At 32.3% G+C, this 22,406-nt stretch carries 23 protein-coding genes; 21 read left to right on the forward strand and 2 right to left on the reverse strand.

The window, feature by feature from the left end; genetic code table 11:
- The first annotated feature begins 23 nt into the window (after positions 1 to 23).
- The 7 genes from B4N66_RS08200 to B4N66_RS08230 all read left to right on the forward strand — a co-directional run bounded on the left by B4N66_RS08200 (position 24) and on the right by B4N66_RS08230 (position 6,038).
- Positions 24 to 1,037, forward strand: coding sequence for a DHH family phosphoesterase (locus tag B4N66_RS08200; protein WP_291093854.1), 1,014 nt, complete (start codon positions 24 to 26; stop codon positions 1,035 to 1,037).
- The gene (gene gldI, locus B4N66_RS08205; RefSeq protein WP_291093856.1) at positions 1,037 to 1,627 is read left to right on the forward strand and encodes a gliding motility-associated peptidyl-prolyl isomerase GldI; all 591 of its coding nucleotides are present in this window, start codon (positions 1,037 to 1,039) and stop codon (positions 1,625 to 1,627) included. Before B4N66_RS08200 ends, gldI begins: the two co-directional genes overlap by 1 nt.
- 20 nt (positions 1,628 to 1,647) lie before the next feature.
- Positions 1,648 to 2,778, forward strand: coding sequence for a peptidylprolyl isomerase (locus B4N66_RS08210; RefSeq protein ID WP_291093857.1), 1,131 nt, complete (start codon positions 1,648 to 1,650; stop codon positions 2,776 to 2,778).
- Positions 2,779 to 2,787: 9 nt separating this feature from the next.
- A complete protein-coding gene (locus B4N66_RS08215; RefSeq protein ID WP_291093858.1) occupies positions 2,788 to 3,798 on the forward strand; it encodes a peptidylprolyl isomerase in 1,011 nt (336 codons plus the stop codon).
- A gap of 137 nt (positions 3,799 to 3,935) precedes the next feature.
- Complete coding sequence (locus tag B4N66_RS08220; protein WP_291093860.1) at positions 3,936 to 4,598, forward strand: lysoplasmalogenase family protein; 663 nt, start codon at positions 3,936 to 3,938, stop codon at positions 4,596 to 4,598.
- 141 nt (positions 4,599 to 4,739) lie between these two features.
- Complete coding sequence (locus B4N66_RS08225; protein ID WP_291093861.1) at positions 4,740 to 5,309, forward strand: hypothetical protein; 570 nt, start codon at positions 4,740 to 4,742, stop codon at positions 5,307 to 5,309.
- Positions 5,310 to 5,327: 18 nt separating this feature from the next.
- Positions 5,328 to 6,038 (forward strand): hypothetical protein, encoded by a 711-nt coding sequence (locus tag B4N66_RS08230; RefSeq protein WP_291093863.1) that lies wholly within the window; start codon positions 5,328 to 5,330, stop codon positions 6,036 to 6,038.
- Here B4N66_RS08230 and B4N66_RS08235 read toward each other — a convergent pair.
- Both B4N66_RS08235 and B4N66_RS08240 read right to left on the reverse strand, forming a co-directional pair.
- Positions 5,984 to 6,898, reverse strand: a complete 915-nt coding sequence (locus B4N66_RS08235) for a bifunctional metallophosphatase/5'-nucleotidase (protein WP_291093865.1) — start codon at positions 6,896 to 6,898, stop codon at positions 5,984 to 5,986. The genes B4N66_RS08230 and B4N66_RS08235 overlap by 55 nt on opposite strands.
- A 4-nt stretch (positions 6,899 to 6,902) precedes the next feature.
- Positions 6,903 to 7,688, reverse strand: a complete 786-nt coding sequence (locus B4N66_RS08240) for a 5'-nucleotidase C-terminal domain-containing protein (protein WP_291093867.1) — start codon at positions 7,686 to 7,688, stop codon at positions 6,903 to 6,905.
- Positions 7,689 to 7,736: 48 nt separating this feature from the next.
- Here B4N66_RS08240 and B4N66_RS08245 point away from each other — a divergent pair, with 48 nt between their 5' ends.
- The 14 genes from B4N66_RS08245 to B4N66_RS08310 all read left to right on the forward strand — a co-directional run bounded on the left by B4N66_RS08245 (position 7,737) and on the right by B4N66_RS08310 (position 22,309).
- The gene (locus tag B4N66_RS08245; protein ID WP_291093869.1) at positions 7,737 to 8,255 is read left to right on the forward strand and encodes a DUF6913 domain-containing protein; all 519 of its coding nucleotides are present in this window, start codon (positions 7,737 to 7,739) and stop codon (positions 8,253 to 8,255) included.
- Positions 8,256 to 8,257: 2 nt separating this feature from the next.
- Complete coding sequence (gene dapA / locus B4N66_RS08250) at positions 8,258 to 9,139, forward strand: 4-hydroxy-tetrahydrodipicolinate synthase (RefSeq protein ID WP_291093871.1); 882 nt, start codon at positions 8,258 to 8,260, stop codon at positions 9,137 to 9,139.
- Between the two features lie 36 nt (positions 9,140 to 9,175).
- Positions 9,176 to 9,685 carry a ferritin gene (locus tag B4N66_RS08255; RefSeq protein ID WP_291093872.1) on the forward strand — a complete coding sequence of 170 codons (510 nt, stop codon included), beginning with the start codon at positions 9,176 to 9,178 and terminating at the stop codon, positions 9,683 to 9,685.
- 171 nt (positions 9,686 to 9,856) lie between these two features.
- Positions 9,857 to 10,663: an outer membrane protein assembly factor BamD gene (locus B4N66_RS08260; RefSeq protein WP_291093873.1), complete on the forward strand. Its 807-nt coding sequence runs from the start codon at positions 9,857 to 9,859 to the stop codon at positions 10,661 to 10,663.
- An 8-nt stretch (positions 10,664 to 10,671) separates the two neighbouring features.
- Positions 10,672 to 10,989, forward strand: a complete 318-nt coding sequence (locus B4N66_RS08265) for a DNA-directed RNA polymerase subunit omega (RefSeq protein WP_112085507.1) — start codon at positions 10,672 to 10,674, stop codon at positions 10,987 to 10,989.
- 7 nt (positions 10,990 to 10,996) lie between these two features.
- Positions 10,997 to 12,208, forward strand: a complete 1,212-nt coding sequence (gene coaBC, locus B4N66_RS08270; protein ID WP_291093876.1) for a bifunctional phosphopantothenoylcysteine decarboxylase/phosphopantothenate--cysteine ligase CoaBC — start codon at positions 10,997 to 10,999, stop codon at positions 12,206 to 12,208.
- Complete coding sequence (locus B4N66_RS08275; RefSeq protein ID WP_291093878.1) at positions 12,201 to 13,085, forward strand: DUF4835 family protein; 885 nt, start codon at positions 12,201 to 12,203, stop codon at positions 13,083 to 13,085. The genes coaBC and B4N66_RS08275 overlap by 8 nt, the downstream gene beginning before the upstream one ends.
- A gap of 89 nt (positions 13,086 to 13,174) precedes the next feature.
- Positions 13,175 to 14,827 carry a DNA repair protein RecN gene (gene recN, locus B4N66_RS08280; protein ID WP_291093880.1) on the forward strand — a complete coding sequence of 551 codons (1,653 nt, stop codon included), beginning with the start codon at positions 13,175 to 13,177 and terminating at the stop codon, positions 14,825 to 14,827.
- A gap of 48 nt (positions 14,828 to 14,875) precedes the next feature.
- On the forward strand, positions 14,876 to 15,688 hold the full coding sequence (locus B4N66_RS08285) for an enoyl-ACP reductase FabI (RefSeq protein WP_291093881.1): 813 nt from the start codon (positions 14,876 to 14,878) through the stop codon (positions 15,686 to 15,688).
- Positions 15,689 to 15,777: 89 nt separating this feature from the next.
- Complete coding sequence (locus B4N66_RS08290) at positions 15,778 to 18,240, forward strand: GEVED domain-containing protein (RefSeq protein WP_291093883.1); 2,463 nt, start codon at positions 15,778 to 15,780, stop codon at positions 18,238 to 18,240.
- An 84-nt stretch (positions 18,241 to 18,324) separates the two neighbouring features.
- Positions 18,325 to 19,338: a glycosyltransferase gene (locus B4N66_RS08295; protein ID WP_291093884.1), complete on the forward strand. Its 1,014-nt coding sequence runs from the start codon at positions 18,325 to 18,327 to the stop codon at positions 19,336 to 19,338.
- Complete coding sequence (gene coaE, locus B4N66_RS08300) at positions 19,331 to 19,915, forward strand: dephospho-CoA kinase (RefSeq protein ID WP_291093885.1); 585 nt, start codon at positions 19,331 to 19,333, stop codon at positions 19,913 to 19,915. Before B4N66_RS08295 ends, coaE begins: the two co-directional genes overlap by 8 nt.
- Positions 19,916 to 19,986: 71 nt before the next feature.
- Positions 19,987 to 21,567 carry a sensor histidine kinase gene (locus B4N66_RS08305; protein WP_291093886.1) on the forward strand — a complete coding sequence of 527 codons (1,581 nt, stop codon included), beginning with the start codon at positions 19,987 to 19,989 and terminating at the stop codon, positions 21,565 to 21,567.
- Positions 21,568 to 21,592: 25 nt separating this feature from the next.
- The gene (locus B4N66_RS08310) at positions 21,593 to 22,309 is read left to right on the forward strand and encodes a response regulator transcription factor (protein WP_248434445.1); all 717 of its coding nucleotides are present in this window, start codon (positions 21,593 to 21,595) and stop codon (positions 22,307 to 22,309) included.
- The last annotated feature ends 97 nt before the right edge of the window (positions 22,310 to 22,406 follow it).

A 22,406-nucleotide genomic window follows, 5' to 3' on the forward strand; every position in this document is an offset into this window, starting at 1 on the left:
GAAAAAAAGTAACTTCGCATCCTATGGAAGAAAATCAAATTATCGAAGCCAAAAAACTGCTTCAAGTATCTAAAAAAATTGCCATTATTCCGCATCGAAATCCAGATGGTGATGCCATGGGTTCTACGTTGGCTTTATATCATTTCTTAAAGAAAATGAATCATCAACCGGTTGTTATTTCACCAAACGAATTTCCTGATTTTCTAGCTTGGTTGCCCGATTCTGCTGATGTTTTAATTTATGAAAAAGATAGAAACGGAACAAAAAGTATGCTTGAACAAGCCGAATTGATTTTTACATTAGATTTTAATGCATTGCATCGCACCGGTGAAATGGAGAATGTATTAACCACACTTCAAGCTCCTTTTGTAATGATTGACCATCACCAAGCTCCTGATTCGTATGCTACGGTAACATTTTCCGATACAAACTATGGTTCTACTTGCGAAATGGTCTATGATTTTATTGAAGCTGTAAGTGATGTAAATTTAATTGATAAAACAATTGCAACTTGTATTTATACTGGTATTGTAACCGATTCCGGGTCGTTTAAATTCCCTAAAACCACCGGAAAAACCCATAGGATTGTTGCTAATTTGATCGATTTGGGTATAGAAAATACAGAAATTCATAATCTACTTTTTAGTAATACTTCGTACGAGAGTTTGCAGCTATTAGGTAAAGCTCTTCAAAACATGCGAATTATTAAAGAGCACAAAACATCTTATATCACATTGACGCAAGAAGAATTAGACCGTTTTCATTATAAAAAAGGGGATACGGAAGGAATTGTAAATTACGGATTATCCATCAAAGATGTTATCTTTACAGCTATTTTCATTGAAAATAAAGAGGAAGGAATCATCAAAATATCATTGCGTTCATTGGGCGATTTTGATGTGAATCAATTGTCAAGAGAACATTTTAACGGCGGTGGACACAACAATGCTGCGGGAGGAAAATCGATGTTGTCTATGTCGGAAACAATCAAAAAATTTGAAAATGTTGTAAAAAATCACCCCAATTTAAAATTCTAATGAAATTAAAAATTTTTAACATATTACTTTTTTTTGGCATGTTATTCGCTATCGGATGTCAGGATCCTGAAGCCAGAAGACCAAAACAACAATCATCGGGGAGTTTTATGAAGGAATCGGTTGTTCGTAATAAAAAGCTCGTTGCCGGCGAAGAAAAATTAATCGATTCTATCATCAAAAGTAATCCAGACAAAGAATATTTTGCTTCAAAAAAAGGCTATTGGTACACGTATGAGATTAAAAATGAAACCGATACCCTCAGACCAAAAAGAGGAGATGTTGCATTTTTTGAGTATGAAATTAATGATTTAAAAGGAAATGTGATTTATACCGCTCTTGAACTTCGTCCGCAAGATTATTTGGTTGATAAAGAAGAGATTATGATCGGATTGAGAGATGGTATCAAATTAATGCGTAAAAATGAAAAAGTGACTTTTTTGTTTCCATCGCACATTGCGTATGGTTATTTGGGCGATAAAAACAGGATTGGGCCAAATGTTCCAATAATGTGCACCGTAACCTTAAACGATTTTGAAAAAGAAAGTGATTTAAAGAAGATTAAAAAAGAAAATAATTCAAACAATCAATAAAAAAGTAAAAAAATAAGAAAATGAAAAAATTAAAATTTCTGTTTTTAAGTATAACCACTTCATTGCTTTTAGTATCGTGTGGAAATGATTATGATCATTTAGGTGATGGAATTTTTGCCGTGATTAAAACGCCAAAAGGTGAAATTATTACACAATTAGAATATGATAAAACACCTATAACGGTGGCCAATTTTATTTCGTTAGCGGAAGGAACTAACGAACATGTTACTGATGAAACCAAAAAAGGCAAACCATTTTACGATGGTTTAACGTTTCACAGAGTAGAAGCTAACTTCATGATTCAAGGTGGTGATCCTGCCGGAAACGGTAGTGGTGGCCCAGGGTATAATTTTATGGATGAGATTACCGATTTATCTCACGACGGTCCCGGCATTTTATCAATGGCAAATGCTGGTCCCGGTACAAACGGATCACAATTTTTTATTACGCATGTGGAAACCAAGTTTTTAGATGGAAGACACACCGTTTTCGGAAAAGTGAAAGAAGGACAAGAAGTTGTAAATGCTATTGTAGCTTCTGACGTAATTGAGTCGGTAAAAATTGTAAGAAATGGTGAAGCGGCCAAAAAGTTTGATGCTGTAAAAGTTTTCAATGACAGATTGAAAGTTGAAGCTGAAAACAGAAAAAAAGCAGAAGAAAAAGCAGCAGCTGAAAAAGCTGAGTTTTTAGCTCAATTTAAAGATGTGATTGATACAAAATTAGCCTTTTTTGAGGAACAGAAAAAAGTAGCTCAAAAAACATCAAACGGATTGCAGTATTCTATTTATGAAAAAGGTAGTGGTAAAAAACCAGCTACCGGTTCAACCGTGTATGTTCATTATTCAGGTTATTTTGAAAGTGGAGAATTATTTGATTCAAGTCATGAAGATGTTTCAAAAACGTTTGGAAAATTCAATCAACAAAAAGCGGATGCAAAAGCCTACGTTCCATTTCCTTTTCAATATGGAAACAAAACAGGTTTAATACCAGGGTTTTTGGAAGGTTTAGAAAAAATGAGTATTGGTGACAAGGCGTTCTTATTTATTCCATCTCATTTAGGTTATGGAGAAGCAGGTGCAGGCGGAGTAATTCCACCAAACTCCAATTTAATTTTTGAATTAGAACTTTTAGAAAATTTACCAAATCAATAATTATAGCGTATGAAAAAGATAGTTTCCATTTTATTACTAACGATTTCTATGAGCACATTTGCTCAAAAAGAAAACGGACTTTATGCTGAAATTCAAACCTTAAAAGGTAAAATACTTTTGAAGTTAGAATATGAAAAAACGCCAATTACAGTTGCCAATTTCGTTTCGTTAGCGGAAGGAAAAAACAATGAAGTTTCTGCCGATTTAAAAGGTAAACCTTATTTTGACGGATTAAAATTTCATCGAGTAATTGCTAATTTTATGATTCAAGGTGGCGATCCAACCGGAACCGGAACAAGTGGACCGGGTTATAAATTTGCGGATGAAATTACTGATTTAAAGCATGACAGACCTGGAATTCTTTCAATGGCTAATGCCGGAAAAGGAACAAACGGTTCGCAGTTTTTTATCACGCACGTTCCAACACCTCATTTAGATGGAAAACACACTGTTTTTGGTAGTGTGGTTGAAGGTCAAGACGTGGTGAATGCCATTGCTCAAAATGATGTGATGGATAAAGTAACAATTATTAGAGTAGGTGATGCAGCCAAGAAATTTGATGCTCCAAAAGTTTTTGCAGGAAGATTAGCCGCAGAGGAAGCTATGAAAAAGAAAAAAGAAGAAGCTTTGAAATTGGAGAAAGTAAAATTTAATGAGTATGTGAAAATAACTTTCCCAAAAGCAACAATTCTTCCTTCCGGATTGGCTTATGTGATGGAAAACGAAGGAGTTGGTGCAAAAGCTACAGCTGGAAATAATGTTTCTGTGCATTACATTGGCGAATTATCAGATGGAAAAAAGTTTGACAGTTCGTATGATCGTAACCAACCAATCGATTTTAAATTAGGTAACCGAATGGTTATTCCAGGTTGGGAAGAAGGTATTGCTTTATTAAACAAAGGTGCAAAAGCAAAATTAATTATTCCTTATTGGTTGGCTTATGGCGAAGACGGAAGACCTCCTGTGATTCCAGCAAAAGCCACATTAATTTTTACAACTGAATTAGTTGATATAAAATAAAGATAAATTAATAATTCATCTAAAAAAACCCAAAGATTAATTAAATCTTTGGGTTTTTTATTTTATAAATTTTAATTTTTTTATATATTGTTAAATTTTTAGTAACTTTATTCAGAATTTGATAATTAATTATCTGCATGAATAAAGTAAAGGTTTTATCAGGTATTTTGCTTGTTGTTGCTTTAATCGAAGTAATTGCAGAATATTTTAAATTCTTGCCGCTGATCTATATCTTCAAACCATTGATATCTATTGTTTTGATGGTTTTGTATTGGCATAGTTCCCCCAAAAGAGATATACTTTTTTTTCTTACAATAATTACGTCTTTAATAACAAATGTACTTTTTATTCCAAACAATCTTAAATTAATTTTTATAGGTCTAATCGTTTTTGGTTTTCATCGTTTAATCAATATCTTCTATATACTTAAAGTGATGAAAACAAAGGATTTTATTCCGGTTATCCTTGGATCGGTTCCTTTTTTGATTATCTTTTTCTACATCTTTTTTGATACTGATTTGCTTTCTAAAGAAGTGTATTACATTATGATTATTCACAATAGTTTAATTTCACTATTAGGTGGTATTGCATTATCCCATTATGTCATGAATGACAGCACTAGAAGTTCATGGCTATTGATATGTGTTTTGTCTTTTGTAACATTGCATTTTATCATTTTCATTGAAAAATTTTATATTCAACTACAAATTTTTAGACCTATTGCGATGAGTCTGAATGCTTTTGCCTATTATGCCTTTTATAAATTTATTTTAATAATAGAAAGATCGAATTCTAATTAGTTTATTTGCACTTTAATCAAAATATACATGAAGGAATATCTACTTAACAGGTATTTTAAAATAGGATCTTCTGTCTTTACATTAGTGGTTTTTCTATTAATACCTGTTGTCTTTTTTGAATTTAAAACAATTGAGTATATTTTGAAATCAATTAGTATCCCTATTTTGATGATACTCTATATTGCAACCTCCAAACGAAAAGATAAATTCTATTTGATTGCTCTTTTATGTGCGGCAATTTCCAATATTTTATTTATATCAACCAATTCGGATTTGCTTAATTATGGTTTGATTGCATTCTTAATCTACAGAATTATTACTATTTTTTTGGTAGTAAAAGCCTCTCCTAAACTTTCTTTCTTCACGGTTGGAATTGGAAGTGTATTTTTTCTCTTCCCCTTACTTTATTTTATTGTGCTTACACAAACTTCACTTGGACAAAGCTTTTTTGTTGCCATAGTTAATGTAATTCTTGTTTCAATTTTAGGAGGATTGTCCCTTTCAAACTACCTGATGGAAGAAGGTTTTAAACATACTTGGTTGTTGATCAGTACTTTTTTGTACACAATTATTGTTTTTTTGTTTGTTATTCAGAAGTATTACATATTTATTCCTATTTTTCAACCGATTCGTGTTTTAGTTTTGATGTCGGCTCATTATTTTTTTTATCTTTATATTTTAATGTCTGAGAGACAAATAGATAAACTATAAAACGGTTTTTTTTTGAGAATGGATACCAAATTAATATTACCCTTAACGGCCATATTTTTTTTAGTTGTAATTACCTTGGCATTTGGGGTATATTTTGAAATTGAAAGTGTAATTCTTCCTACCAGAGTGGTGGGACTTTCGCTTATTTTTGTGATTTATTTTCTTAGTTCTTTTAGAAAAAACAAACTCTATCTATCATCGCTTTTATTTTCGTTACTTTCTATTTTATTTTTATTTCTAAAATCAGATTTGGGAGTTTTATCAGCAACACTTTTCTTTTTAGTTTTTATTATATTGACTACAAGAATTGTAATTAAAAATTCTAAAAAAGTTAGCTTTATTCCTGTTGTTCTTGGTTTTTTACCTTTTTTATCAATTTTGTTTTATTTGATATATTTAACCTATTCCTCTTTGGGAATGAATTATTTACCATCTATAATTAATGCCTTAATAATCTCTTTTCTTGGAGGATTGGCTGTCTCAAATTTTATTTTAGAAGAAGATAATATGAAAAACATTTTGCTACTCATAAGCACTTTGTTGTTTATATTATTAATTTTTGTTTTTATGATCGAAAGGTATTATTTATCGGTTCAAGTTTTAAAACCAATTCGAACCATTTGCTTTTTTGGAGGGCATTATCTTTTTATGCTGTATTTATTGCTTTCGGAGCATCAAACAATAATCGATTTACCTTGTGAAATGACCGAAGAATCAGTATCAAAATAAAAATCTATTCTTCCTAAATTAATACCATAACATCCAACCTGATTGACTAAAACATCTTTGTTGTCAAGATTTTTCAGAATTGTTGGCTTATCTAAAAATGTGTGAGTATGACCACCAATAATTAAATCAATGTCGCGTGTCAAGGCAGCTAATTTTATATCGCTGATTTTATCAGGGTCATTTTTATAGGCATAACCCAAATGAGAGAGACAAATAATTAAATCACATTTTTCTTCCAACTTTAGTTTTTTTACAATATCAGTCGAAATTTCTACAGGGTTGTTATAAACAGTTTCTTTATACATCTTTTTATCAACCAAACCCGCCAATTCAACTCCCAAACCAAACACACCCACTTTGATTCCATTTTTGTGAAATACTTTGTATGGTTTCACAAAAGGATGCATAACGGTATTTTTAAAATCGTAGTTGGCTGAAAGAATATCAAACTTTGCGTGTGGCATTTGAGCAGCTAAACCATCGATGCCATTATCAAATTCATGATTGCCAATTGTGGTGGCTTCATAACCCATTTTCGACATTAATTTGAATTCTAATTCGCCTCCATAATAATTATAATAAGGAGTTCCTTGAAAACTATCGCCGGCATCTAACAACAGAACATTCGGATTTTCTTGTCTGATTTTTTCAATAAGAACGGCTCGTTTTACAATTCCACCCATATTTGCATTTTTAGGATGATCTGCAGGAAACGGATCAATATGACTGTGAACGTCATTTGTGTGCAAAACGGTCAAATGCTTTGTCTTGGGTTGACTAAAACCGGTTAAAGGTAAACCTCCCAAACCAACCAATGTTGAACCTGCAACTGTGTTTTTTATAAAATCTCTTCTTTTCATACCATTAGTTTTGGTCAACAATAATTCTTTGAGTTGAAGAAGCTTCTACCACATCAACCGCTTTAAAATAATCAATTAAAACATTTCGTATCTTATAATCCAAATCAAAAAGACGCGTGTTTTTTTGAAAGAAATTCATATTATCACCACCATTTACCAAATAATCGGAAGTAGCAACATAATAAATCTTATCCAACTCCAAAGGTTGACCATTTACAGAAATCGATTTATAAATTTTATTTTTGTCTAGCGTAATTTGCATTCCACTCAACGGATGTGGTTTCTTTTCTGCAATTAAATAATGAACCATTTCCATTATTTGACTACCTTTTAAAGCGGCAACAACCATATTGTTTTCAAAAGGCATCACTTCAAAAGCAGTTCGTGTTGTTACATTTCCTTTTGGAATGATGGAGCGAATTCCACCATGATTCAGTAAACAAATATCAACGTTTTTACCATATCGTTTATTGAAAATTTTATTACTTTCGCTTAAACAAACATCAGCCATAAAATTACCAATATTGGTTTGCCATTCGCCTTTGCTTTTATCTAATGTTTCGGGACAAAAAGCCAACACACTATCTAAGTCTTTATTGATGTGATCGCGATAAGGTTTGATAAAGTTTTCAATTTCAGCGTTTTCGGAAGAAGTGTCTGAAATGCCAATTTGTTTTCCTTCAATTTTTACAATTTCATAATTGGATTTACACCCTGAAAAAAGCAACAAAAATGTTATAAATAACACAAAATGTGTCATTATAACGGTATAGTTTTTTAGTTTTAGCATCAAAAAACGACTTTATTTCTATAATTTTGTAATCCAAGCAAAGCTACAATGTTTTTAAAATATTTTAGAACTTTTTCTGCTAAAAGAGTATTAAAAAAAAGTTCGCTTAATGTAAATTCTCCTGTTTCAAACAAGCCAATTCAAACCATTGGTGTGTTGATAGATGAAACAAATTTTGATAAAAAAGAAAATTTAATTCAACTTTTGGTTGAAAAGGGATTCAAATCCGAAAACATTTCGGTTTTAGCTTATAAAACAAGCTATAAAAAGAAAGAAAATATAAATTATCCGCACTACAGTAAAAAAGATATTTCTTGGATAGGTTCTATAGAAAAAAATGAAGCAAAAGAATTCAAATCGAAGCCGTTTGATTTATTAATAAGTTATTACGACACAATGAAAACGCCGTTAGAAATTGTGACCCACAAATCAATGGCCGAGTTTAAAGTCGGATTTGCCTCGTCTAACAAACAATTGAATCATTTTATGATTGATACCCAAGTTGAAAATTTTACTGTTTTTGTAGATGAATTATTCAAATACCTAAGAATACTAAACAAACTATAACTATGCATTCACTTATTGGAACAGGAGTAGCCCTAATTACTCCATTCAAAAAAGATTTATCTGTAGACACAGAGGCTTTAACTAAAATTGTTCATTATCAAATTGATAATGGAATTGATTATTTAGTGGTTTTGGGAACAACCGCAGAAACCGCTACATTAACATCAGAAGAAAAGGAATTGGTTATCAAAACTGTTGTCAAAGCAAATAATAAAAAATTACCACTTGTTTTAGGAGTTGGTGGAAATAATACATATCAAGTTGTAGAAGAACTCAAAACCAGAGATTTATCTGATTTTACAGCTGTTCTTTCGGTCTCACCCTATTATAACAAACCTACTCAAGAAGGAATTTATCAACATTTTAAAGCCATTGCAGAAGCTTCTCCAATTCCAATCATTTTATACAATGTTCCCGGTAGAACGGCAAGTAATATGCTTCCATCAACCGTTTTGAGATTAGCCAATGAATTCAAAAACATTGTGGCAATCAAAGAAGCAGCCGGTGACATTGTGCAGGCTATGAAATTAATTCAACACAAACCGGAAGGATTTTTAGTAATTTCAGGAGATGATATGGTGACCTTACCAATGGTTTTAGCCGGTGGAGCAGGAGTGATCTCGGTTATTGGCGAAGGCTTTCCAAAACAATTTTCAACTATGGTTCGATTAGGTTTAGAAAGAAAAGTGGACGAAGCCTATCAAATTCATTATCAAGTAGCCGATGCAATCGATATGATTTTTGAACAAGGAAATCCTGCCGGAATTAAAGAAATTTTTCATGTTTTAGGATTGTGTGAAAACACGTTAAGACTTCCTTTGGTTAATGTTAACGAAGACTTAGCAAACAGAATTCGTCAATCTGTCAAAAAAAATGTAAATTAGCGGTTGATTAATAAATTACAAAAAAATTAGAAAATTATGTTATCAGCAAACGTATTAGCAGCATTAAATAGTCAGATTAAAATGGAAGGTGATTCTTCTCAAGTATATTTAGCCATGGCATCATGGGCAGAAGTGCAAGGTTTTGAAGGTATTTCTACTTTCATGTACAATCAATCAGATGAAGAAAGAATGCACATGCTCAAATTAATAAAATATGTAAACCAACGTGGTGGAGAAGCAAAAGTAGGTGCTACTTTAGAGCCAAATCTTGATTTATCAAATTACAAAGCTCTTTTTAAACAATTGTTAGAGCATGAAATTAAAGTTTCAGAAAGTATCAATAATTTAGTTGGAATAACGCTTGATGAAAGAGATTTTGCCACCCACAATTTCCTGCAATGGTATGTGGCAGAGCAAATTGAAGAAGAAGCAACCGCTCGTTACATCCTAGATAAAATCAATTTAATTGGCGATGACAAAGGTGGATTATATCTATTTGATAATGAAATGAAAAACTTTGTGAGCCCAATGGCTCCGGCAAAATAATAACTATGTTAATCTAAATATAAAAGATGCGTTTTATACCGCATCTTTTTGTTTTTTTACACAGTTTTAAGACTATGAAAAAAATGTTTTGTAGTCTGCATTTATTAACTAAATTTGCAGTTCGATTTTTGAGATAAAGTTTATCCAAAATTTGCATATAAAATTCGCCTAATGAATAAATTATATTTTGTTTTTCTTGTTGCTGTATTAATCAGTTCATGCAGTCCGTATCAAAAAGCATTGAAAAGTGAAGATGTTGCTGTAAAATATGCTGCTGCAGAAGAAAAATACAATGATGGTAAATACCAAAAAGCCATTCGTTTATTTGAGCAAATAGCTCCATCTTATAGAGGAAAGCCTCAGGCAGAAAAAATGTTCTATATGTATGCACAGAGTCTATACAAAACAGAACAGTTTTATACAGCCGGTTATCAGTTTGAAAGTTTTGCTTCGGGATATCCTAAAAGTGAAAAAGTAGAAGAAGCAGCATTTTTAAGTGCATTATGTTACTCAAAATTATCGCCAAGATATTCATTAGATCAAATTGATACAGACAAAGCTATCGAAAAAATGCAAGCTTTTATTGATGCATACCCAGAATCTCAGTATCTACCGGAAGCAAATAAAATTGCAAAAGATTTACGAGAAAAATTAGAATTCAAAGCTTTTGAGATAGCAAAGCAATATCATACGATTTCAGAAGCAATTAGAGATTTTAGAGCTCCAATCGTTGCTTTAGATAATTTCATTGCAGATTATCCCGGAACTCCATACAGAGAAGATGCTTTTTATTATAAAATTGAAGCAAGTTATAAATATGCCATTAACAGTGTTGATTCTAAAGTCAAAATACGACTAGATGAAACATTGGAAAATTATGATAAATTTTTGAGGCAGTTTCCGGAATCAAAATACAGAGAAAAAGCAGATAAAATAAAAGAAGACGTTAATAAACTTTTACCACAATATTCAAAATAAATATAGTCATGGATTTAAAAAAGACGAATGCTCCGGTTAACACGATTACTTATGATAAGAGAGCGATTGAGCAGACCACCGGTAACGTGTACGAAGCGATAACTATCATTGCTAAAAGAGCAAATCAAATTAATTCTGAAATTAAAAAAGAATTAATTGAAAAATTAGAAGAATTTGCTACTTATAACGATAGTTTAGAAGAGATTTTTGAAAACAAAGAACAAATTGAGGTTTCAAAATTCTACGAAAAATTACCTAAACCACACGCTTTAGCAGTCCAAGAGTGGTTAGAAGGAAAAATTTACCACAGAGATACTACCAAATAAGAACCAAATGTCAGTTTTAAACGGGAAAAAAATACTACTGGGCGTTACCGGTGGAATTGCTGCCTATAAAACTGCTTCATTGGTTAGACTTTTTATAAAAGCAGGTGCTCAAGTACAAGTTGTCATGACACCTGCTTCTAAAGATTTTGTTACCCCTTTAACATTATCTACGCTTTCTAAAAATCCCGTTTTTTCCGAGTTTTATAACGAAGAAGATGAAAATGCGTTGTGGAATAATCATGTTGAATTAGGTCTTTGGGCAGATTTGATGATTATTGCTCCTGCAACTGCCAATACGCTTTCTAAAATGGCGAACGGTAATTGCGATAACTTGCTCATGGCAACGTATTTATCTGCAAAATGTCCTGTCTATTTTGCTCCGGCAATGGATCTGGATATGTATAAGCATCCTACTTCGATTGATAATTTTCACAAACTTCAATTGTTCGGCAATATCATGATTCCGGCTGAGTCAGGCGAATTGGCAAGCGGACTTTCAGGAGAGGGAAGAATGGCTGAACCTGAGAATATTATCTCCTTTTTAGAAAATGATATTTTACAAAAATTACCCCTCAAAGGAAAAAAAATACTAATTACCGCTGGTCCCACATACGAAGCAATAGATCCCGTGCGTTTTATAGGAAATCATTCTTCCGGAAAAATGGGATTTGATATTGCTAATGAAGCTGTTCAACTTGGTGCAGAGGTAATTTTAATCTCGGGACCAACCCATTTGAATGTAACTAATAATGGAATTAAGTTAATCCGAGTGCAATCAGCCGAAGAAATGTATCAGCAATGTCATTTGTATTTTGGTTCTGTTGATGTAGCTATAGCTGCAGCAGCCGTTGCAGATTATAAACCAAAAGTGGTTGCAAATCAAAAGATTAAAAAGTCGGATAGTAATTTTTCAATAGAATTGGAAAAAACAAAAGATATTTTAGCATCTTTGGGAGAAATAAAAAAGAATCAGTTTTTAGTTGGTTTTGCTTTAGAGACAGAAAATGAAATTGAACATGCTAAGTTGAAAATTCAGAAAAAAAACTTAGATTTGATTGTTTTAAATTCGCTGAATGATGAAGGTGCCGGTTTTGGAAAAGCAACCAACAAAGTAACATTTATAGATAAATCATTTCATATTGAACCTATGCCACTTAAATCGAAAGAGGAAGTTGCGAAAGACATTTTGAATAAAATAATACAACAGAATCATGCATAAATTAGTCGTTTTTGTTTTTCTACTTGCGTTGAGCTTCACTCAGGCACAAGAATTAAATTGTAGTGTAAAAGTTAATTCTGAACGAATTACTTCTGCCAATCAACAAATTTTTAAAACATTAGAAACGTCATTAAACGAGTTTGTTAACAAAAGTAAATGGAGCACTCGTGAATTTAAAAACAACGAACGAATCGATTGTTCAATGTTTATTAATGTATCTGAGTTCAACAATAATGTTTTTACCGCTACTATTCAAGTTCAAGCTTCAAGACCGGTTTTAAATTCAACATATAGTACTCCGATTTTAAACGTTAACGACAAAGATTTTACATTTCGCTATGTAGAATTTGAAAATTTATTTTTTAATCCAAATAGTTTTGATTCCAATTTAGTGTCTGTTGTTGCTTTTTATGCCTACATGATTTTGGCTTTAGATGCAGATTCTTTTGAACCTCAAGGGGGAAATGAATATTTAGAAATTGCTCAAAACATCGTAAGCGTTTCTCAATCCGGTGGAAAAGGTTGGTCACAATCAGATGGACTTCAAAACAGGTTTTTCTTAGTAAATGATATGCTGTCCAACACGTTTGACCCAATTCGGTTAGGATTTTATGAATATCATACTCAAGGTTTAGATTTGATGGCGAATGATTTACCGAGAGGTAAAGAAGGTGTAAAGAATGCAATCTTAACGTTATCCAAGATTAATTCTGTTAGACCTAATGCGTATTTAACACGTGTTTTTTTTGATACTAAAGCAGATGAAATTTTATTTGTTTTTTCAGGAGGTCCAAAAGTAGATATAACTGATTTAGTCGATAATTTAAACCGCGTTTCTCCTTTAAATGCATCCAATTGGTCTAAGATAAAGTTTTAATAACTTTGTCGATATTATCTTAAAATTCCATTCAAAAAGTTCCGATAAATTGAGTACATTGCCATTGTATTTTAGTTTATAATCCGGAAATGCTAACTTCATTATCCATAAAGAATTACGCTCTAATCGAAAAATTATCTATTGATTTTTCAGATGGTTTTTCTATTATAACCGGTGAAACAGGAGCAGGAAAATCAATACTTTTAGGAGCTTTGGGTTTAGTCTTGGGAAAAAGAGCCGATTTATCTTCCTTAAAAAACAAAGAAGAAAAATGTGTAATTGAAGGTCATTTTTCTATTTCAAACTATAATTTAAAAGATTTTTTTGAAACAAATGATTTGGATTATGAAGACGAAACCATCATTCGAAGAGAAATTTTACCATCCGGAAAATCAAGAGCTTTTATAAATGATAGTCCTGTTAATTTGAATGAGTTAGTAGAATTGGGCGAATTTTTATTAGATATTCATTCACAACATCAAACAAGAGAATTAACGGAAGAGTTGTATCAGTTTCAGATTATTGATGCAATTTCCTCCAATCAATCACTTCTTGACGATTATTCTAAAAATTTAAAAATTCATAAAAAACTTAAAGTTCAATTAGACGAAAAAAAGCAGCTTTATGCTAATGCGTTGAAAGAGCAAGATTATAATTCTTTTTTATACAATGAATTAGCCGAAGCTAAATTGATTGAAGATGAACAAGAAGAATTAGAATCGCAACTCGAAAAATTAAGCAATGTTGAATTGATCAAAGAACAACTTGAAAAAAGTTTAGCATTGGCAGACAGTGAACAGTTTGGATTGTTGGTTAATTTGAAAGAATTTAAATCGACTATTCAGAGAATAAGCTCATTTTCAAAAAATTATGCCCAGCTTTTTGAACGTATTGAAAGCCTTTTAATCGAATTAAAAGATGTTGTAAACGAATTGAATCTGTTATCAGAATCTGTTATCAATGATCCGGAACAATTGATTTTGGTGAATCAAAAACTGCAAACCATTTATAATTTGCAGAAGAAACATCAAGTGAATTCAATTACGGAATTATTACAAATTCAAAATGATTTGGAAGGTAAGGTAATTTCTGTAACATCATTAGAAATTGAAATTACTGAAATTCAACTACAACTGGAAAAAAATGAAGCAGAATTGAATGATTTTGCCAAAACAATTCATAATAAAAGAGAAAAAAGTATTCCAAAATTAAGCGAAATGCTGATTGATATTTTGAGTCAGCTCGGAATGCCAAACGTGCAATTTAAAATTGAAGTGAATCTTTCAGAATCATTTTATTCCAACGGAAAAGACACTATTCAATTTCTAATTTCCACCAACAAAGGTTCCGATTTTGGTTTACTGAAAAAAGTAGCTTCAGGAGGAGAAATGTCTCGAATTATGTTGGCTGTAAAAGCAATTTTAGCCAATTATTCCAATTTGCCAACACTCATTTTTGATGAAATTGACACTGGAGTTTCAGGCGAAATAGCGAACAAAATGGGAGATATTATGAAAGAAATGAGTTTAAAAATGCAAATTTTCGCTATAACTCATTTACCACAAATTGCTGCCAAAGGAAAATCGCATTACAAAGTTTATAAAACCGATGCCGGCACACAAACCAGCTCCGAAATAAAATTATTAAATAAAGAAGATAGAGTGGTGGAAATAGCTCAAATGCTATCCGGTTCAACTGTATCAGATTCAGCTTTAAATCATGCAAAAGCATTATTGAACTAAAATTTTAATTATATTTGAAACATCAATACAAACTAAAAGAAGACCACTATGTATAATTTATTAAAAGGAAAAAGAGGAATAATTTTTGGAGCTTTAGATGAAAATTCTATTGCTTGGAAAACAGCAGAACGTGTTCATGAAGAAGGCGGAACTTTTGTATTAACAAACGCTCCAATTGCTATGCGAATGGGAACAATCAATCAATTAGCAGAAAAGACAGGTTCGCAGATTATTCCTGCTGATGCAACTTCAATTGCTGATTTAGAGAATTTAGTAGAAAAAGCAACTGAAATATTAGGTGGAAAATTAGATTTTGTTTTACATTCAATTGGTATGTCGGTGAATGTTAGAAAAGGAAATCATTACACGAGTCAGAATTATGAATTCACCCATAAAGGCTGGGATGTTTCGGCTGTTTCTTTTCATAAAGTAATGCAAGTTTTATATCAAAAAGATGCCATGAATGAGTGGGGAAGTGTTGTTGCGTTAACGTATATGGCTGCCCAGCGAGTATTTCCAGACTATAACGACATGGCAGATAATAAAGCGTATTTAGAATCAATTGCCAGAAGTTTTGGTTACTTCTTTGGAAAAGATAAAAAAGTGCGTGTAAATACCATTTCACAATCGCCAACACCAACCACAGCTGGTCAAGGTGTTAAAGGATTTGATGGATTTATTACCTATGCAGATAAAATGTCTCCATTAGGAAATGCAACAGCTTTAGATTGTGCAAATTACACGGTTGCGATGTTTTCTGATTTGACTAAACGAGTTACTCTACAAAATTTATATAACGATGGTGGTTTTTCAAACATGGGAGTAAGCCAGGATGTAATGGAATATTTTACCAAAGAATAACTGTTAAAACTTAAAATTATTTCCCTATAAATTATGATTTGTAGGGAATTTTTTTTTACTTTTAATTAATAATTTTAAACAAACAAATTATGAAAAAAATTACTTTACTATTCTTATTGGTTGGAACACTTGCCTTTGCACAATTCCCTGCTCCCTACTGCGGACCAATTACATTTACTGTTGATGTAGAACCTATCACATTGGTTAATTTTGCCGGAATTAATAATACTTCTAGTAATGTGATTGCAGGAGCAATTGCACACGAAGATTATACCGCTATTTCTGGTGCGGTTGCAGCGGGAACTTCCTATACCATCACCTTAAAGGGAAATACCGGTGGTAATTGGACGAATCGTTTTATGGTTTTTGCCGATTGGAATCAAGATGGCGATTTTGAAGATGAAGGCGAGGCTTATGAGATAACACAGACCATTACAAATTCAACAGGTGTAGATGCTACTCAAGTCACTCAATCGTTGCCTATTCCAGTATCAGCTTTAGCCGGTACGACTCGAATGAGAGTTAAGAAAATTTTTGGCACAACAGATTACACTAATCCTTGTCTTGGAGCAGGTTTTGGTCAGGTTGAAGATTATTCGCTTGCTGTAACTGCTTCTTCAGACTGTACTGGAACTCCTGCTCCAGGTGACACTGTCTCATCAGTAGCTTCTGTATGTGCAGGTATTTCATTTAATTTAAGTTTGCAAAATGATGTAGCTGCTGCTGGAATTACATATCAGTGGCAAGTTTCAACTAATGGAGTTGATTATGCAGATATTGATGGAGCAACTAATGCAACATATACTGCGACCCAAAATGAAGTATCTTATTATCAAGCTGTTGTTACCTGCGGCCCTTCTACTTTGAGCGAAACAAGTACTCCAGTTATGGTGGGCATTAATCCCGGTGTTGATTGTTATTGTACTCCAGAATATACTTTTGGTACAAGTGATGGAGATTTGATTTCAAATATTGTTATCCAAGGTACAACTTTGTCTAACAATTCAGGAGCTATAATTGATGGTCCTTCATATACTTACTTTACAGGTCAACCAAACTATACTGCCGAATTACAGGCCGGAAATAGCTATACAGTTGAAGTTACAGTTGGTCCCTTTGCGAACCAAAATATTGCTGTTTGGATAGATTATAATGATAATGGCCTTTTTGAACTGAGTGAAAGAGTAGGCTTTACCACTAATCCTATTGCCGCAGATGGTACTGCTTCTTTCAACATAACTTTAGCATGTAATCCTCCTTTAGGCACTCACAGAATGAGAGTAAGAGATGTCTTTGGTTTAGCCGGTAATACAATTGAACCATGTACATTATATGGTTACGGAGAAACTGAAGATTATGATGTTACTATTACATCTGCAGTAGCATGTCCGCAGCCAAGTAATTTAGCAGTTACCAGTATTACAGAATCATCAGCTATTTTAGTTTGGAATACGGGCTGTGCTGAAACATCTTGGGATGTTCATGTTACCGAAGCTGGCGAAGGAGCTCCAACCGGAGAACCTTCGAACCCGGACGCAACAAGTCCCTTAGAAATAGTTGGATTAACTCCAGATACAGCGTATGAGTTTTATGTAAGAGCTAATTGTGAAGGCGACGGCTTTAGTTTATGGACTGGACCATTTGCTTTTACAACATTAAGTATTGCTCCAGACTGTGCAACGGTAATTTCCCCAGCCGATGGTGCTGTTGATGTGCCTGTTGGAACGGTACCTTTTTCATGGGAACCAGCTACAACTGGTGGAGCAGCAACTTCATACGATATGTATTATGGTCTAACTCCGGATAATGTAACGATTTTTGTTGGTAATTTTACAGATACCACTGTTGATATAGATTTAGATGGTTATGACACAACTTTTTATTGGATGATTGTTCCGGTTAATTCAGGAGGAGAGGCGATGGGATGTGCGGTTTGGTCATTTACTACAGTACCTTCACCAGGATTTTGTTTAAATGGTGGTTTGTATCCTGATGCTACTTTTACACCTGGAGTTTGTGATGGAACTACTGTTAATACAGTGGTTGCAGATGCATGGGCAGGAGAATTTTCAAACATTAACGTTACTGCAGGACAAACTTATTCATTTAATAGTTCTGTTGCCACCGACTTTATTACAATTGGTTCAGAAGATGGAACTACACCTATTGTTTATGGAACTACACCATTGGTGTGGACTTCTGATGTAACTGGTGTTATTAGATTCTATATCCATTTGAATGATCAATGTGTGTCAGAAAATATTGATAGAGTTCGTTCGATTATTTGTGGTGAATCTTTAAGCACTGTGTCATTCGATAACAGCAACTTTAAGTTTTATCCTAACCCGGTAAAAGATCTATTAACCATTTCTTATGAAACTTCAATTTCAAAAGTAAGTGTTGTTAATCTTTTAGGTCAACAATTAATGTCTAAATCAGTTAATGCAAATGAAAGTCAACTTGATTTGTCAACGTTATCGGCAGGAACTTATTTAGTTAGAATTACAACAGAAGATAATCTTGAAAAAACTATCAAAATTGTAAAACAATAAAAAAGTATTCTATAGATTTTTCAAAAGCCATGCACCTCGCATGGCTTTTGTTTTTTTATGCCGTATATTTGTTAAAATTTTGATATGCATTTTTCAATCATCATTCCTGTTTACAATCGCCCTGATGAAATAGACGAACTCTTAGAAAGTCTTGTAAGTCAGAACTATAAAACATCTTTTGAAGTTGTAATAATAGAGGATGGTTCAACGGTTGATTGTAAAAATGTAGTTGAAAAATATAATGAAAAATTAATCATAAGCTATTTCTTTAAACCAAACTCTGGTCCCGGTGATTCCAGAAATTATGGTATGAAAATGGCAAAAGGTGATTATTTTATCATTTTTGATTCCGATTGCATTATTCCTAAAAATTATCTTTCAGAAGTTGATTTGGCTCTAAAGAATAATTTCACCGATTGTTTTGGTGGTCCTGATAAAGCATTGGATTCGTTTTCAGATGTTCAAAAAGCAATCAATTTTAGTATGACCTCTTTTTTAACAACGGGCGGAATTCGCGGCGGTTCCGAAAAAATTGATAAATTTCAACCCCGAAGTTTTAACATGGGGATTTCTAAAAAAGCTTTTGAAGCTTCAAATGGTTTCGGAAATATTCATCCCGGAGAAGATCCGGATTTATCTATTCGATTGTGGAAGATGAATTTTGAAACTAAATTAATTTCTTCTGCTTATGTATATCACAAAAGAAGAATCGATTGGACAAAATTTTATAATCAAGTTTCAAAATTTGGAAAAGCCAGACCAATTCTCAACAGTTGGTATCCTGAATATAGTAAAGCCACTTTTTTCTTTCCTACTTTATTTATGATTGGTTTGTTTTCAGCAGTAGGAGCAGTTTTACTTTTTGGTTTTTATTTCCCATTGATATTATATGGATTTTATTATCTCCTTTTATTTTTCACATCATCTTACTGTAACAAAAGTGTTAAAATTGGGTCTTTATCAATAGTGGCAGCTTTTATTCAGTTTTATGGATATGGTTTTGGATTTTTAAAATCATTTGTTCTAATCCAATTGATGAGTAAAAATCCTGAAAAGGAATTTCCTGAATTGTTTTTTAAATCGGTGAAAAATGACTAAAATTATTGGTTTAACAGGAGGAATAGGTAGCGGAAAAACAACCGTTGCAAAAATGTTTATGGATCATGGAGTTCCGGTTTACATTGCCGATGAAGAAGCCAAAAAAATAATGGAATCTGAAGAAATTATTAAGCAAGTTGAAATAGTATTTGGAAAAGATGTGCTATCAAACAAAAATATAGATCGTCCAAAGCTGGCGAAAATAGTTTTTAATAATCCACATAAGTTAGAACAACTCAATAAAATAGTCCATCCTGCTGTTCAAAAGCATTTTAAAGATTGGTTAAAAAACCATAACTCAGTTCCATTCGTAATTAAAGAAGCAGCTATTTTGTTTGAAACAGGAGGCTACAAGCAATGTGATAAAGTCATTACAGTAATCGCTCCACAATTGTTAAGAGTTGAACGAGTAATTTTACGAGATAAATCTGACAAATATAGTGTTTTGCAACGAATTAGTAACCAATGGAGCGATGAAAAGAAGATTTTGTTAAGCGATTTTGTAATTGAAAACATTGATTTAGAGAAAACTAAAGCTCAAGTTGACGATATTCTTAAAGTATTAAATAAAATTTAAAAAAAGGTCATGATGTTAATGTTTGGTTAATCTATTAACAATACAAATGTTAAAATCTTAATTTTGTAGAGATGAATAAAGTTTTGTTTAGAGTGCTTGTATTTTTAATGAGTTTATCGCTCATTGGAATAATTTTTGTACAAGTATATTGGTTCAATTCTTCACTAGAAAATAACCAAGAACAATTCAAGTTTCACGTTAAGCAAGTTTTGGGCAATGTTTCTGAGGATATAAAAAATCAGGAAATACTGGCCTTTGTTGATAAAATTAATCAATTTAAGGATAGTACAGGTGCCGATAAAGTAGATACAGATTTTTTAGAATTTGGCTATTATGAAAGAAATTCGCAAACAAATGAAACCATAATTTATTCAAATAGTATTAATTCGCAGGATTTTACTATTTCACCCTCGTTCTTTGATAAAAAAAGAGACAGTTTGAAGATAAAGAGTTTTTCATCAAAACGAAAAACAGAAATTTATCACAACGGTATCGATAAATCAGATTTGCAAAACTCGACAACTCCGGATTACAAGATGGAAAAATCCGGTAATCTTCAGATTTTAGATAAATTGCTTTATGATATGTCATTCAATGATATTGCTTTAACATATCCAATACAAAGGAGAATCTCAAAAGAAAAATTGCAAGAACTTTTGCAAAGAGAACTCAAAGAATACGGAGTAAATACTTCTTTTGAATTTGGAATTTACAGCAATGGTTTAGCCACTAAAGTAAGATCAGATAATTTTAAATTTAATAAAAACGATACCTACAGCATTCCGATTTTTACCGATAACGAAGGAATGAGTAAATATCAATTATTAGTAAGTTTTCCCGAAAAAAAGAAATTCATTTTTTCTGATTTAATTGCAATTGCTATGCTTTCGTTAATTTTTACGTTAATCATTATCATTGCCTATTCTAATGCATTAAATCAATTATTCAAACAACGTCAGATTTCTGAAATAAAAACAGATTTCATCAATAATATGACGCATGAATTCAAAACACCTATTGCCACTATTAATTTGGCTTTAGATGCAATAAAAAACCCAAAAGTAATTGAAGATAAAGAAAAAGTACATCGCTATCTTCAAATGATTCGGGATGAAAATAAACGAATGCATGCTCAAGTTGAAAATGTATTACGAATTTCAAAACTCGAAAAGCGAGAACTTGAAATTAATAAAGAACCTTTAGATGTAAACGAAATAATCAACGATGCAATTGATCATGTTAGCTTGATAGTGGAAGATAGAGAAGGAACAATTAAAAAACATTTTCAAGCAAACAGAACAACAGTTTTGTTAAACGACGTGCACTTTACCAATGTATTTGTAAACATCTTAGATAATGCAGTAAAATATTCGCCAGAAAAACCAATAATTGATATTTACACAGAAAACATAAAAGATTTTCTAATCATAAAAATCAAAGATCACGGTGCCGGAATGAGTAAAGTAGCTCAAAAAAGAATTTTCGAAAAATTCTACCGCGAGCACACTGGAGATATTCACAACGTGAAAGGACACGGATTAGGTTTAGCCTATGTTAAAAGAATTGTAGAAGAACATAACGGACAGATTTCCGTTGAAAGCGAAAAAGGAAAAGGAAGTACATTCATATTAAAATTACCCTTAATTAATTAAAAATACCACTAAATATATTTAACCTATGGAAGCAGAAAACAAAAAGATTCTTTTAGTAGAAGATGATCCAAATTTTGGAGCCATACTAAAAGATTACCTCATGCTAAACGATTTTGAAGTTGTTTTAGCCAAAAACGGAATGGAAGGATTTGAAAAATTCAAAAAAGACACATACGATTTGTGTATTTTGGATGTCATGATGCCTTACAAAGATGGTTACACCCTGGCCAAAGAAATCCGTGAAAAAAACAAAGACGTGCCTTTAATTTTCTTGACAGCAAAGTCAATGAAAGAAGATGTTCTAAAAGGCTACAAAGTTGGTGCCGATGATTACCTTAACAAACCTTTTGATTCAGAAGTGTTGTTAATGAAAATCAAAGCAATCATGCAACGTAAACAGTCTGAAAGCAAAACAGATAACCTGAAATTTGAATTCCAAATCGGAGGATTCCATTTGAATTCAAAATTGCGTTTCTTGACATTCAAAAATGAGGAACCAATCAAATTATCTCCAAAAGAAAATGAATTGCTAAAAATGTTAGCCCTTCATGAAAACGACTTAATGCCACGTGAATTGGCGTTAACCAAAATTTGGAGAGACGATAACTATTTCACTTCCAGAAGTATGGACGTGTATATCGCCAAATTAAGAAAGTATCTTAAACCGGACGAAGACGTAGAAATCCTCAACATTCATGGCGAAGGTTTCCGTTTAGTAATCAAAAATAAGGTTACACAATAAAGTAAAAGCTCTCATTTTTGGGAGCTTTTTTTTTGAACCCAATCCAGCTTTTCACTACAAGATTTTGGGCAAAAAAGAAGAATTCTACAAACCAAAA

This window comes from Flavobacterium sp. UBA2787 (assembly GCA_002352205.1).
In the GTDB taxonomy this organism is placed as follows: domain Bacteria; phylum Bacteroidota; class Bacteroidia; order Flavobacteriales; family Flavobacteriaceae; genus Flavobacterium.

Bases quoted from the DNA above. Each gene is read 5' to 3' on its own strand.
- B4N66_RS08295 (WP_291093884.1), top strand. From the start codon at position 18,325: ATGCATTTTTCAATCATCATTCCTGTTTACAATCGCCCTGATGAAATA.
- B4N66_RS08245 (WP_291093869.1), top strand. From the start codon at position 7,737: ATGTTTTTAAAATATTTTAGAACTTTTTCTGCTAAAAGAGTATTAAAA.
- B4N66_RS08290 (WP_291093883.1), top strand. From the start codon at position 15,778: ATGAAAAAAATTACTTTACTATTCTTATTGGTTGGAACACTTGCCTTT.
- gldI (WP_291093856.1), top strand. From the start codon at position 1,037: ATGAAATTAAAAATTTTTAACATATTACTTTTTTTTGGCATGTTATTC.
- dapA (WP_291093871.1), top strand. From the start codon at position 8,258: ATGCATTCACTTATTGGAACAGGAGTAGCCCTAATTACTCCATTCAAA.
- coaBC (WP_291093876.1), top strand. From the start codon at position 10,997: ATGTCAGTTTTAAACGGGAAAAAAATACTACTGGGCGTTACCGGTGGA.
- B4N66_RS08275 (WP_291093878.1), top strand. From the start codon at position 12,201: ATGCATAAATTAGTCGTTTTTGTTTTTCTACTTGCGTTGAGCTTCACT.
- recN (WP_291093880.1), top strand. From the start codon at position 13,175: ATGCTAACTTCATTATCCATAAAGAATTACGCTCTAATCGAAAAATTA.
- B4N66_RS08210 (WP_291093857.1), top strand. From the start codon at position 1,648: ATGAAAAAATTAAAATTTCTGTTTTTAAGTATAACCACTTCATTGCTT.
- B4N66_RS08305 (WP_291093886.1), top strand. From the start codon at position 19,987: ATGAATAAAGTTTTGTTTAGAGTGCTTGTATTTTTAATGAGTTTATCG.
- B4N66_RS08235 (WP_291093865.1), bottom strand. From the start codon at position 6,898: ATGAAAAGAAGAGATTTTATAAAAAACACAGTTGCAGGTTCAACATTG.
- B4N66_RS08310 (WP_248434445.1), top strand. From the start codon at position 21,593: ATGGAAGCAGAAAACAAAAAGATTCTTTTAGTAGAAGATGATCCAAAT.
- B4N66_RS08285 (WP_291093881.1), top strand. From the start codon at position 14,876: ATGTATAATTTATTAAAAGGAAAAAGAGGAATAATTTTTGGAGCTTTA.
- B4N66_RS08220 (WP_291093860.1), top strand. From the start codon at position 3,936: ATGAATAAAGTAAAGGTTTTATCAGGTATTTTGCTTGTTGTTGCTTTA.
- B4N66_RS08200 (WP_291093854.1), top strand. From the start codon at position 24: ATGGAAGAAAATCAAATTATCGAAGCCAAAAAACTGCTTCAAGTATCT.
- B4N66_RS08240 (WP_291093867.1), bottom strand. From the start codon at position 7,688: ATGCTAAAACTAAAAAACTATACCGTTATAATGACACATTTTGTGTTA.
- coaE (WP_291093885.1), top strand. From the start codon at position 19,331: ATGACTAAAATTATTGGTTTAACAGGAGGAATAGGTAGCGGAAAAACA.
- B4N66_RS08215 (WP_291093858.1), top strand. From the start codon at position 2,788: ATGAAAAAGATAGTTTCCATTTTATTACTAACGATTTCTATGAGCACA.
- B4N66_RS08230 (WP_291093863.1), top strand. From the start codon at position 5,328: ATGGATACCAAATTAATATTACCCTTAACGGCCATATTTTTTTTAGTT.
- B4N66_RS08265 (WP_112085507.1), top strand. From the start codon at position 10,672: ATGGATTTAAAAAAGACGAATGCTCCGGTTAACACGATTACTTATGAT.
- B4N66_RS08260 (WP_291093873.1), top strand. From the start codon at position 9,857: ATGAATAAATTATATTTTGTTTTTCTTGTTGCTGTATTAATCAGTTCA.
- B4N66_RS08255 (WP_291093872.1), top strand. From the start codon at position 9,176: ATGTTATCAGCAAACGTATTAGCAGCATTAAATAGTCAGATTAAAATG.